General features: G+C 68.0%; 11 protein-coding genes and 1 pseudogene. 7 read left to right on the top strand and 5 right to left on the bottom strand.

Features of this window, described 5'->3' with window-relative positions:
- Positions 1-28 precede the first annotated feature (28 nt).
- The 3 genes from ACFWNN_RS18830 (at position 29) to ACFWNN_RS18820 (ending at position 3,256) form a co-directional block, all read left to right on the top strand.
- Positions 29-322: a co-chaperone GroES gene (locus ACFWNN_RS18830; RefSeq protein WP_084401587.1), complete on the top strand. Its 294-nt coding sequence runs from the start codon at positions 29-31 to the stop codon at positions 320-322.
- Between the two features lie 283 nt (positions 323-605).
- Positions 606-2,417: a VanW family protein gene (locus ACFWNN_RS18825; RefSeq protein ID WP_382441365.1), complete on the top strand. Its 1,812-nt coding sequence runs from the start codon at positions 606-608 to the stop codon at positions 2,415-2,417.
- A gap of 47 nt (positions 2,418-2,464) precedes the next feature.
- Entirely contained in the window at positions 2,465-3,256 is a 792-nt protein-coding gene (locus ACFWNN_RS18820) for a DUF1206 domain-containing protein (protein ID WP_382441192.1), read from the top strand.
- Here ACFWNN_RS18820 and ACFWNN_RS18815 read toward each other — a convergent pair.
- Positions 3,220-3,666, bottom strand: coding sequence for a hypothetical protein (locus tag ACFWNN_RS18815; protein WP_382441191.1), 447 nt, complete (start codon positions 3,664-3,666; stop codon positions 3,220-3,222). The two genes, ACFWNN_RS18820 and ACFWNN_RS18815, sit on opposite strands and share 37 nt — an antisense overlap.
- 172 nt (positions 3,667-3,838) lie before the next feature.
- Between ACFWNN_RS18815 and ACFWNN_RS18810 the strand changes: the two are divergent.
- Positions 3,839-4,870: pseudogene (locus tag ACFWNN_RS18810) on the top strand (Cmx/CmrA family chloramphenicol efflux MFS transporter); the annotation flags it as partial.
- Between the two features lie 68 nt (positions 4,871-4,938).
- Here the strand turns inward: ACFWNN_RS18810 and ACFWNN_RS18805 are convergent.
- Together ACFWNN_RS18805 and ACFWNN_RS18800 are read right to left on the bottom strand one after the other, a co-directional pair.
- Positions 4,939-6,774 carry an acyl-CoA dehydrogenase gene (locus ACFWNN_RS18805; protein WP_382441190.1) on the bottom strand — a complete coding sequence of 612 codons (1,836 nt, stop codon included), beginning with the start codon at positions 6,772-6,774 and terminating at the stop codon, positions 4,939-4,941.
- 151 nt (positions 6,775-6,925) lie between these two features.
- Positions 6,926-7,963 (bottom strand): FAD-dependent oxidoreductase, encoded by a 1,038-nt coding sequence (locus tag ACFWNN_RS18800; RefSeq protein WP_382441189.1) that lies wholly within the window; start codon positions 7,961-7,963, stop codon positions 6,926-6,928.
- 81 nt (positions 7,964-8,044) lie between these two features.
- Here ACFWNN_RS18800 and ACFWNN_RS18795 point away from each other — a divergent pair, with 81 nt between their 5' ends.
- A complete protein-coding gene (locus tag ACFWNN_RS18795) occupies positions 8,045-8,620 on the top strand; it encodes a TetR/AcrR family transcriptional regulator (protein ID WP_382441188.1) in 576 nt (191 codons plus the stop codon).
- Here ACFWNN_RS18795 and ACFWNN_RS18790 read toward each other — a convergent pair.
- A complete protein-coding gene (locus tag ACFWNN_RS18790; protein ID WP_382441187.1) occupies positions 8,582-9,220 on the bottom strand; it encodes a response regulator transcription factor in 639 nt (212 codons plus the stop codon). The two genes, ACFWNN_RS18795 and ACFWNN_RS18790, sit on opposite strands and share 39 nt — an antisense overlap.
- A 281-nt stretch (positions 9,221-9,501) precedes the next feature.
- Between ACFWNN_RS18790 and ACFWNN_RS18785 the strand changes: the two genes are divergently transcribed.
- Positions 9,502-11,010: a sodium:solute symporter family protein gene (locus ACFWNN_RS18785; protein ID WP_382441186.1), complete on the top strand. Its 1,509-nt coding sequence runs from the start codon at positions 9,502-9,504 to the stop codon at positions 11,008-11,010.
- Here the strand turns inward: ACFWNN_RS18785 and ACFWNN_RS18780 are convergent.
- Positions 10,970-11,332, bottom strand: a complete 363-nt coding sequence (locus ACFWNN_RS18780; RefSeq protein ID WP_382441185.1) for a hypothetical protein — start codon at positions 11,330-11,332, stop codon at positions 10,970-10,972. The genes ACFWNN_RS18785 and ACFWNN_RS18780 overlap by 41 nt on opposite strands.
- 116 nt (positions 11,333-11,448) lie before the next feature.
- On the opposite strand from ACFWNN_RS18780, the gene ACFWNN_RS18775 reads away from it, so the two are divergent.
- Positions 11,449-11,865, top strand: coding sequence for a hypothetical protein (locus ACFWNN_RS18775; RefSeq protein WP_382441184.1), 417 nt, complete (start codon positions 11,449-11,451; stop codon positions 11,863-11,865).
- The last annotated feature ends 64 nt before the right edge of the window (positions 11,866-11,929 follow it).

Raw genomic sequence — 11,929 nt, 5'->3', positions numbered from 1 at the left:
GGTGCCTGATGTCAAGCTAGAGATCCAGATGCTGTACGACCGCGTCATGGTCCGCATCTCGCCGGAGGACGGCGAGCGGCGTTCCAGCGGAGGCATCGTGATCCCCGCTACGGCCCAGATGGCGAAGCGGTTGGCGTGGGGTGATGTGTTCGGAGTCGGTACCAGCGTGCGTCACGTGAAGGTCGGCGACCGGGTGATGTTCAACCCGGAAGATCAGCTTGAGGTCGAGGTGCACGGCACCACGTATCTCGTGATGAGGGAACGCGATCTGCACGCGGTTGCGACTGAGCTCACCGAGCACGGTACTGGTCTGTACCTATGAGCCGCCGGTTCGTGATCTGCGCCTGATAGCTACACACATACGCCACCTCAGGAGAGACAGGGCAACGGGGAGAGCTGTGCCGTACGACGCTGACAAGACGAGAGCGATGCCTCCGGTGGGTCCCGGCGGCACGTCCTCCGAGCAGACGACCAAGATCGCACCGGTCCAGGTGGACGCCTCGACCGAGGCGTGGCCGTCTGAGGAGCCGGACTCGAACGAGCCGACCATCACCGCGGCCGTGCCCGGTGTCGGTTTCCCGGCCGGCGAGGCCGCCACGGAGTACATGCGGCCGGTGACGCTGCCTGAGCCGCCGACGCAGCAGGTTCCGCCGCCGCAGATGCCGGAGGACTCCGGCGTCTACGGGCCCGTGATGATCGAGCCCGGCGCCGAAGAGGCCCCGCCGAAGTTCAACCGGAAGCGGGCGGTGATCGTGGCCGCGGCCGTGGTCGGCGCCTTCGGCCTGCTCTACGGCCTCGACATCCTCGTGTCGAGCGGCAACGTGCCGCGCGGCGTGACGGTGGCGGGCGTCGACGTCGGCGGCATGAGCCACTCCGAGGCCGAGAAGAAGCTCCGCGACGAGATCGGCCCGCGCCTGGACAAGCCCGTGGCGCTCAAGGCCGGTGACGTCACGGCCGAGCTCGACCCCAAGACGGCGGGTCTGGAGCTCGACTGGAACGCGACGATCGATCGTGCGGGCAGCCAGCCGCTCAGCCCGTTCACGCGCGTCACCTCGTTCTTCACCAGCCGCGAGGTCGGTGTCGCCACGAAGGCGGACGACGCGAAGGTCTCCGGCGCGATCGAGGCCCTGCGCCCCAAGCTCGACCACGAGCCGATCGAGGGCACCATCAAGTTCGAGGGCGCCACCCCCGTCGCCGTCGAGCCGCACGCGGGCCAGAAGCTCAAGACCGAGGACGCCACGAACGCCGTCGTCGCCAACTGGGCGTCCGGCGGCCCCGTCGACGTTCCGATGGACTTCACGCCGGTCAAGACGACCAAGGAGGGCGTCGAGAAGGCGCTCAACGACATCGTCAAGACCGCCGTCTCCGGTCCCGTCGTCATCAAGGGCGAGGGCAAGGACGCGACGCTGACGCCGGAGCAGATCGGCACCACGCTGGCGTTCGCGCCCGCCGACGACGGCTCGCTCGTGGTCACGCCCAACAAGGACAAGCTCGCCGAGGTCGTCACGCCGCAGCTGAAGGACTCGATCAAGGAGGGCAAGGACGCCGAGATCGTGTTCGAGGGTGGCAAGCCCACCGTCAAGCCCTCGGTGGACGGCCTCGACCTCGACTGGGACAAGAACCTCCAGCCGTACTTCGACACCGTGAAGAAGACCGACGGCCGCGAGATCAAGTTCGAGTACAAGCACACGCCCGCGAAGGTCACCACCGAGCAGGCGAACAAGATGGGCATCAAGGAGGTCATCGGCGAGTTCCAGACCGGTGGCTTCGCCCCCGCCTCGGGCGTCAACATCCGGGTCGTGGCCGAGAAGGTCAACGGCGCGATCGTGAAGCCCAAGGAGACGTTCAGCCTCAACAAGTACACGGGTCCGCGCGGCACCGCGCAGGGCTACGTCGAGGCGGGCATCATCGAGAACGGCATCCCCGGCATGGCGGTCGGCGGCGGCATCTCGCAGTTCGCGACCACGCTCTACAACGCGTACTACTACGCGGGCATGAAGGACGCGGGCCACAAGGAGCACAGCTACTGGATCACCCGGTACCCGAAGGGCCGCGAGGCCACGGTGTTCATGGACAACGCGGGCAACAGCCTGATCGACATCGCGTTCACGAACCCGGACGACACGGGCATCGCCATCCAGACGATCTGGACCGGCTCCTCGATCACGATCAAGCTCTGGGGCACCAAGAACTACGACGTCACCGGCTCCACCAGCGGTGACTTCAACCCCACGCAGCCGCAGGAGAAGAAGGTCAACAAGGCCGGCTGCGCGCCGAGCAACGGCGCCCCCGGCTTCTCGGTGACCGACACCCGCACGATCACGGACCGTCGCAACGGCCAGGCGCGCAGCGAGTCGCGCACGGTCCGCTACGACCCGCAGTTCAAGATCATCTGTGAGCCTCCGCCCGGCGGCTGACACAAAAGCTGGTTCAACAGTGGCCACGCGGGGGTATTCACCCCTTCGTGGCCACTGTTGCGCATGAGGCGCGGAGACACCCGGTCGTCCAGACGCTGGGTCGAGCGGGGATGGTGTTGTACGGGTTCGTGCACGTCCTGGTGGCGTGGCTCGCAATCCAGGTCGCGTTCGGCGACTCCGAACAGGCCGACTCGAAGGGCGCGCTCGGCGACATCGCCGCCGCCGGTCCGTGGTTGCTGTGGACCCTCGGTTTCGGGCTCGCGTTCTTCGCCCTGTGGCAGGTGCTGCAGGCGTGCGTCGGCTTCAACTACATGCCGAAGAAGCACAAGAAGATCGCGAAACGCGTGGGCGCCGGTGCCCGTGCCATCAGTGCGGGCGGTATCGCGTTCGGTGCGTTCAAGATCGCGACCGGTTCCGGTGCTCCCGGCGACCAGAACCAGCAGCAGAAGGAACTCACGGCGCAGTTGCTCGCCCTGCCCGCCGGTCAGTTCATCGTCGGAGCGGTCGCCATCGCCGTGATCGTCATCGCGGTGATCATCGCGCGCAAGGGCGTGAAGCTGTCGTTCGAGGAGGACCTCGACAAGTCCCGCTCGCCCAAGTGGATCCAGCCCGTCGGCCGGGTCGGCTGGCTGGGCAAGGGCATCGCGTACGGCGTGATCGGCGTGCTCATCGGTCTGGCCGCGATCAACGCCGACCCGGAGCAGTCCGGCGGCATGGACAAGGCCCTGAAAACGTTGGCAGCGCAGCCTTACGGCATGTTCCTGCTGTCCGCCGTGGCGCTCGGCATCGCCGCGTTCGGCGTCTACTGCTTCGCGGCGGCCCGCGCGCTCAAGGACTGATGGCGGTCCGCGGCCGTCTGCGCCGCCACCGTCATCGACGAGAGCACCTGCCCCGGCGCGACGTAGAAGACGTTGGGACTGCTGACGTCCGGCCCCCAACCGGGCCCGCCGCGCAGCAGCAGGAGGTCGCCGGGACTCGGGTTCATCCCCTCGAACCACGAGTCCTGCGCGACCCCGGTCCGTTCCCACACGATCGACGCCTTCGTTCCGCGCTTGGCCCGCTGGTACACCTGCACGACCTGCGCGAGCTCGGCCTCCGGTGACACCGACCGCAGCTCGTCCATGTGCTGCCGGTACTTGAACCACAGCTCGTCCTGCCGCACCTGCCGGTTCTTCAGCCGGCGCAGCACCACCACTGAGAGCGCCACGACACCGACGCTCGCGCACGAGATCAGCAGGTACAGGAACACCGGCCAATCTTTGATTCCGAACGAGGGGCTGTCAACTGACAACGAAATCAAGATGCGTGACGTGAGTCGCTCACGCTAGCGTCCGCTCCATGTCGAGTCCTGAGGCAAGCAGGTCCGGGTCTGCGGTCTGACCGTCAGCCCCGAAAACCCCCTCAGCACTCGGAGCACCTCTGTGCCTTTTTCGCTGTACCTGCTCGCCCTTGCCGTTTTCGCAATGGGCACTTCCGAATTCATGCTCGCCGGGTTGTTGCCGTCGATCGCGGCCGACTTCGGCGTCCCGGTCGGCACCGCCGGTCTGCTCACGTCCGCGTTCGCCGCGGGCATGGCCGTCGGCGCGCCGCTCATGGCCGTGGTGGCCCGGCGCTGGTCGCCGCGCTGGAGCCTGTTCGCGTTCGTCGTCGTGTTCCTGGCGGCACACCTGATCGGCGCCGTGACGACGAACTTCGCCCTGCTGCTGGCATCGAGGGTGCTCGCCGCCCTCGCGAACGCCGGGTTCCTCGCCGTGGCACTGACCACGGCCGCCGCGCTCGTGCCTCCGGGACGTCGCGGGCGCGCGCTCGCTGTGCTGTTGTCCGGCACGACAGTGGCCACGATCGCCGGGGTGCCAGGCGGGTCGTTGCTCGGCACGGCCTTCGGTTGGCGTGCCACGTTTCTCGCGGTCGCCGTGCTGTGCGTGCCGGCCGCGTTCGGTGTCCTCACGGGGATTCCGGCGCGGCACGATCACGTCCGGCCGGCGCTGCGCCCCGAACTCGCCGTGCTCACCCGGCCGCGACTGGTGCTCGTCGTCGTGCTCGCGGTGGTCGTCAACGCGGTGACGTTCGGGCACTTCACCTTCCTGGCCCCGGTGGTCACGGACGTCGCCGGGCTGAGCGAGTGGTGGGTGCCCGTCGCACTGGTCGTGTTCGGCGTCGGGGCGTTCGCCGGGGTCACGATCGGCGGCCGTCTCGCGGACTCGTCGCCGCGCCCTGTCGTGGTGCTCGGCGGACCGCTCGCGCTCGCCGGGTGGTTCGGTCTCGACCTGCTCACCGCCGGGCCGATCTCGTTGCTGTGCCTGGTGTTCGTGCTCGGCGCACTGTCGTTCGCGGTCGGCAGCATGCTGATCGCCCGCGTCCTGCACCACGCGACGGACGCCCCCACGATGGCGGGCTCCTACGCCACGGCGGCGTTCAACATCGGTGCCGCGCTCGGCCCGGTTCTGCTGGCACAGCAATGAAAAACGGGTCCTGTCACCTCGGGCAGGAGGTGACAGGACCCGTAGTCCGTTGTGGTGCCTTAGAAGACGTTCTCGTCGATGTCCATCAGCGCGTTGTCCGTGGACTCGGTGATCTTGCGACGCGAGGTGAGCTCCGGCAGCACGTTCTTCGCGAAGAACGAGGCGACGGCGATCTTGCCCTCGTAGAACGCCTTGTCCTTGGCGGACGGGGCGCCGTCGAGCTTCTGCAGCGCGACCTCGGCCTGGCGCAGCAGCAGCCAGCCGACGAGGACGTCACCCGCGGTCATCAGCAGGCGGACCGAGTTCTGGCCGACCTTGTAGAGGTTGCGGACGTCCTCCTGCGACGAGGTCAGGAAGCCGACCAGGGCGCCGAGCATGCCCTGCAGGTCTTCGAGACCCTGCTTCAGCAGAGCGCGCTCTTCCTTCAGACGGCCGTTGCCACCCTCGTTGTCGAGGAACGACTGGATCTCGCCGTTGATGAACGCGAGCGCCTGGCCCTTGTCGCGGATGATCTTCCGGAAGAAGAAGTCCAGCGACTGGATGGCCGTGGTGCCCTCGTACAGCGAGTCGATCTTCGAGTCGCGGATGTACTGCTCGATCGGGTACTCCTGCAGGAAGCCCGAACCACCGAGCGTCTGCAGCGACTGCGCGAGCTGCTCGTACGCGCGCTCCGAGCCGACGCCCTTGACGATCGGCAGCAGCAGGTCGTTGACCTGGGCCGCGAGCTTGGCGTCGTCGCCGCCGAGCATCACCTTGTCCTGGAACGTCGCGGTGTAGAGGTACACCGCGCGCAGGCCCTCCGCGTACGCCTTCTGCAGCATCAGGCTGCGGCGGACGTCCGGGTGGTTGGTGATCGTGACGCGCGGGGCGGTCTTGTCCGTCATGCGCGTGAGGTCGGCGGACTGGACGCGCTCCTTGGCGTAGGACAGCGCGTTCAGGTAGCCGGTCGACAGCGTCGCGATGGCCTTCGTGCCGACCATCATGCGGGCGTACTCGATGACGTCGAACATCTGCGCGATGCCGTCGTGCACCTCGCCGAGCAGCCAGCCCTTGGCGGGCGTGCCGTGCTGGCCGAACGTCAGCTCGCACGTGGTGGACGCCTTGATGCCCATCTTGTGCTCGACGTTGGTGACGAAGGCACCGTTGCGCTCGCCCAGCTCACCGGTCTCGGCGTCGAAGTGGAACTTCGGCACGAGGAACAGCGACAGGCCCTTGGTGCCGGCCTTCGCCTCGATGCCGTCGCCCTCCGGACGCGCGAGCACCATGTGCATGATGTTCTCGGTCAGGTCCTGGTCGGCGGACGTGATGAACCGCTTCACGCCCTCGATGTGCCAGGTGCCGTCGTCCTGTTTGATGGCCTTGGTGCGACCGGCACCGACGTCGGAACCGGCGTCCGGCTCGGTCAGCACCATCGTGGCGCCCCAGCCGCGGTCGATCATGAGCTGCGCCCAGTGCTGGTCGCGCTCGGTGCCGTTGTTGTAGACGACCGTCGCGAAGCTCGGGCCCGCGAGGTACATGTAGATCGGCGGGTTGGCGCCCAGGATCATCTCGGACGCGGCCCACGCGACCGAGGGAGGCGTGCCGAAGCCGCCCAGCGCCTCCGGCAGGAACATGCGGTACCACTCGCCGTCCCACACGGCCTTGTACGACTTCTTCAGCGACTCCGGCAGGGTCGCCGAGAAGGTCGTCGGGTCGTACTTCGGCGGGTTGCGGTCGGCATCGGCGAAGGAGTCCGCGAGGGGACCCTCCGACAGCGTCTTCATCTCGGCCAGAACGCCGCGCGCGGTGTCCTCGTCGGACTGCTCGAACGGCCCCTTGCCGAGGTGGTCCTGCACGTTGAAGACCTCGAACAGGTTGAACTCGAGATCCCGGACGTTGCTCTTGTAGTGGCCCATCTCGTCGCTCACTCCTCAGGGTCGCGGCGCCTTCGCCTTACTGACCGGTAACAACAGAGTATTACCCGGCAGTAACCCCGGCAAGGCCGACCACCCACTGGTGGCGAAGTAGACACTCCTTCAAGCGACCTGAATCGGGCATGAGCGCCGGTCAGACGCGTATCGGGCGCTCGGGAACCATCTCGAGGAGTGCTGGGTTCGTCCGCTCGGCGAAGCTCACGGCGCGCGGCAGCATGACCGATTCGTAGGCCGCCACCCCGTCTCGGACACCGTGCTCGGCGATCGCGAGCGCCAGGTCCGCCGCGTCCTGCATGGCGAGGTTCGCGCCGACGCCCAGCGGGGGCTGCAGGTGGGCGGCGTCGCCGAGCAACGTCACGCCGGGCGTGGTCACCCAGGTGTGGGGCACCGGCAGCGAGTAGAGCGGCCGGTGGATCAGGTCGCCGTGCAGGAACGCCGTGAGCGACGGGTGCCAGCCCTCGTAGAGGTCCAGCAGGTCGGCGTTGGAAGGCTTCCAGTCCTCACGCGCGCGCAGGCACGCGTACGCGCGGATCTGATCGCCGCTGTTGCGCTGCGACCAGATCATCAGGCCCTCGCCGTCCGCGACCATCGTGCCCTGGCCGGTGAGCTCCAGCAGGCGTGCGTCGTTGTCGTGCCGGATCTCGACGAACAGCACGCCGGTGTAGTGCGGCTGGGCCGGCGACACGGCCTTCCGCACCCGTGACCAGGCGCCGTCCGCGCCGATGACCAGGTCGAACGACGCGGTCGAGCCGTCGGCGAAGGTCACCTCGCCGCCGGGTGCGGCCGAGGCGATGCCGAGGCCCCAGGTGACGGTTCCCGGCGTGAGGGAGTCGAGCAGGAGCCCGCGGAGCTGGCCCCGGTCGATCTCCGGCCGGAAGTCGCCCTCCGCCGGTTCGTGTTCGACCAGCGCGGCCGTCACGTGGTCGACCTTGCGCTGCTCCTGGCCCTCGAACCGGGCGAGCGCGCGCCACTCGTCGAAGAGCCCGGCGGTGCGGACGGCCACCTGGCCGCTGTCGGCGTGCAGGTCGATCGTGCCGCCCTGCTGGCGGGCGTCCGGCGAGCTCTCCCGCTCGAAGACGGTCACGTCGTCGAAGCCCTGCAGCTGGAGGACGCGGGCGCAGGTCAGGCCGCCGATTCCGGCCCCGGCGATGGCGATGCGTGGTGAGGTCATGGACCCATGAAAGCGGATCGACTGCGAAAGTGCAACCGATACACTTTTGAAGTCGCTCAACCAGGGTGGTATCGTCGGCTCGTGACCGAGCTCGGCCGCCGCGAGCGGAAGAAGCTGCAGACCCGTCAGTCCATCGCCGAGGCGGCGCTGGAGCTGTTCCTGGCGCGCGGCTTCGAGGACGTGGGCGTGAAGGAGATCGCCGACACGGCCGACGTGTCGGTCACGACGCTGTTCAAGCACTTCCCGAGCAAGGAGGCGCTGCTCTTCGACGAGGACGAGCAGATGGAGTCGGCGCTGGTCGCGGTCGTGCGCGAGCGCGAGGGCCGGTCGATCCCGATGGCGCTGCGCGACCACTTCGTGCAGGCGGCGCGGGGGCACGCCGACCACCCGCGGTTCGAGGTCTTCCAGCGGCTGGTGCTGCAGACGCCGGCGCTGCGCGAGTACGGGCACCGGATGTGGACGAGGCATCAGGGCGCGCTGGCGCGTGCCATCGCGGAGGAGACGGGCGCCCCGGCGGACGACGTCAGGTGTGCGGCACTGGCCCGGTTCGCGCTGGACGCCCGGGACGTGATCTTCGGCAGGCCTGATCGCGAACAGGCGGCCGACGAGGTGTTCGGCCTACTCGAACACGGCTGGGCGGCCGATCAGCAGGCCTGACCGGTAGGCGAGAGACACGGCGTGCGTCCGGTCGCGCGCGCCGAGCTTGCGCAGGATGCCCTTCACGTGGGTGCGCACGGTCTCGACGGACACCACGAGCTCCTTGGCGACCTGCTGGTTCTCCAGGCCCTCGGCGATCAGCGTGAGCACCTCGTACTCGCGCTTGGACAGCGTCGGCCGTTCCTTGGGGCGCAGGTCGGGGTGCACGAAGCCGCGCGAACGGCAGGTCTCCGCGATCACCCGCACGATCTGCTCCGGCTGGGCGCTGCGCGGCACGACACCGCGGACACCGGCTTCTAACGCGGTCGTCACGTAGTTGGCGTGCGAGTGCGCGTCGCGGACGAGCCCGACGACGAGCAGCGTGGGGTCGCGGTCGACGAGCAGCCGTGTGACGTGACCCACGGGGTCGAGCACGGAGTCGATCAGCAGGACGTCCGGGCGCAGTCGTTCCTGGAGGCGGACGGCCGCGTGCGGATCGCCGGTCGACCCGAGCCAGCGCAGCCCGGGAGTGCGCCTGACCAGTGCGGACAGGCCTTCGCGGTACAGCGGGACCGGATCGATCAGCGCGACGCCGGGGGCAGGCCTGGCGGGCGGGAGCATCAGCACCTCCGTTCATGCATCCAGAGGGGTGACGTCGTTACCCCTTCCGCGTGACGCGGAATGAGGCCGGGAATAAGGCCGGGACTGACAACACGACAAGACGGTTCACGTGGATGAACAAGGGTCACGAATGTGATTCAAGACCGCCGAAACCCTTCCGTTACCCGGCAACGGGGTCGTAAGACCTACGTCACATATCCCGTGCGGGGATGTGCCAGGTTCCGCCGCCCGAGGCCTGGTGCGCTCTCGCGGGCACACGTGTGTGCACGCAAGGAGGTCACATGGGCACCCTCGATTGGGTCGTGGTTGTCGGCTATTTCTTCGTGATGGTCGGGATCGGACTCTGGTCGCGCGGGCGAGTCCACAACATCGCCGACTTCTTCACGGCAGGCGGAAAGATGCCGTGGTGGTTGTCCGGCATCTCCCACCACATGTCCGGCTACAGCGCGGTCATGTTCGTGGCGTTCGCCTCCGAGGCGTACCGGCTCGGACTCACCGTCTACGTCTGGTGGTCGCTGACGATCGGCATCGGCGTCGGCATCGGCGCGTTCCTGTTCGCACCCAGGTGGAACCGGTTGAGGGCCAAGCACGACGTCAAGTCGCCGCTCGAGTACCTCGCCAAGCGGTACAACGTGCCCACCCAGCAGGTCATGGCCTACGCCGGCGCGCTGCTCAAGGTCGTCGACATCGCCGCCAAGTGGGCCGCCGTCGCGATCCTGCTGCGCGGCTTCGCAGGTGTCCCGATCACCTGGGGCATCATCATCATCGGCCTGGTCACGATGGTCTACTCCGTGCTCGGCGGCCTCTGGGCCGACGCGCTCACCGACTTCGGCCAGTTCATCATCCAGGCGGCCGCGGGCTTCGCGATGTTCTTCGCCGTCGCCGGCACCCTCGGCTGGGGCTTCCCCGTCACGATCTGGGACAAGCTCCCCGAGAGCCACAGCGACCCGCTCGCGGGCCCGTACACGTCGACGTTCCTCATGGCGCTCTTCCTGATCAAGACGCTCGAGTACAACGGCGGCATGTGGAACCTGGCGCAGCGCTACATGGCCGCGCCGTCCGGGTTCGCGGCCAAGCGCTCGGCGCTGCTGTCGTCCGCGCTGTGGCTGGTGTGGCCGCTCGTGCTGTTCTTCCCGATGTGGGCCGCGCCGCTGATCGTCCCGGGCCTCGAAGGCGCCCAGGCGGAGAACGCGTACATCGAGATGGGCAAGCAGATGCTGCCCGCGGGCATGATCGGCCTGGTTCTCGCCGGCTTCTTCTCGCACACCATGGCCATGGTGTCGTCGGACGCGAACGTCATCGCCGCCGTGATCAACCGCGACATGCTGCCGCACATCTGGAAGAAGGTGAAGACGTTCTCGGCGGACAACCAGCTGCTGCTCGCCCGGATCACGACCTTCTCGTTCATCGGCATCAGCATGATCATCGCGATCGCCTCAGGCGGCCAGGGCTTCGTGCTGAAGGTGGTCGTCGACCTGGTCGCCGCCACGATGGGACCGATCGCGATCCCGTTGATGCTCGGCCTGCTGCCGTGGTTCCGCAAGATCGGTTCGTCCGCGGCCATCGCCTCGGTCGTAGGCGGCCTCGGCATGTGGGCGTTCCTCTACATCTCGCAGATGAACAAGGCCGAGTGGGTCACCAAGGGCGTGCTCGTGTCGTGGCCGCTGCTGCTGTCGCTGGTGCTCTACCTGGCGATCGGCTTCCTGAAGAAGGAGCCCTCCACCGAGCGCGACATCCTGCTCGACTCGCTCAACTCCGATGAGCCGGAACCGGAGAAGGTGAAGGCGTAAGCCTTTCGTTCCGCATGATCCTCGCGGCGGCGCACCCGAACAGGGTCGCCGCCGCGAGCCACACGTAAGGCATCGGCGTGCCGGTGTAGGTCCCGGCGCCCGCCACGAGCACCACCGTCGCGCCGCTCACCAGCCCGATCGTCTGGCTGACCGGGAACTCGCTGCGCAGGACGGTCCACACGGCCACCGGCACGAGCAGGAAGCCGTAGGCGAACACCCGCGTGATCAGGTTCGGGTGGTCGGTGCTCTCGTAGTTGATCGCCGGCAACGCGAGCAGGGTCAGCGCCAGTCCCACGCCGAGCCCCGTGACCAAGCTCTTCACGCTCTGTCCTTGCCAGGAACGCGTCATGCGGTACAGGACGCCTGTGTGGCGCAAAGGTTCCGTGGCGTGCGTCATCGTCACGAGACTCTCGCTGCCCACGCATGCACAGTGGATGCATGGGTAAGTGGTCTCCCGCAGACGACGCGGAACTCGCCAACGGCTGGCGACTCTGGCTGGAGCTCAGCGACCGCGTGTGGCCGGACCCGTCGTGGGACGGCACCCCGGCAGACGCCATCCGCCAGGTCCGCGCGCTGCTCGAGGCGTGCGAGGAGATCCGCGCGTCCTACCTGGCCGAGACCGAGCACCCGTCCGTAGCGCTGCTGCAACTCCTGCAGTCGATGTCGTTCGTCGCGTCGTTCGCAGTCGACCTGTGGCACGACGACACGCACCCGTTGGACGTGGAACGCGCCGAACTCCTGCACGGCGACCTCGCGTCGTTCGCAGAACACGTGGCTGGGGTGCGCGCGGCCCTGGCCCGCGGCGGCGGCTGGGCAGAACTGGACCGCCGCCCGTGGGGACTGCCGGTCGACTAACTCGATCGGGTGATGGCCAGCGCAAGCTCTCGGTCGCTTGTTCGGGTCCTGCTCATACTTGCCG

Source organism: Lentzea sp. NPDC058450 (assembly GCF_042721395.1).
GTDB lineage: Bacteria > Actinomycetota > Actinomycetes > Mycobacteriales > Pseudonocardiaceae > Lentzea.
The sequence above is the reverse complement of the archived record's forward strand: the minus strand, read 5'-3'. Positions and strand labels throughout refer to the sequence as shown.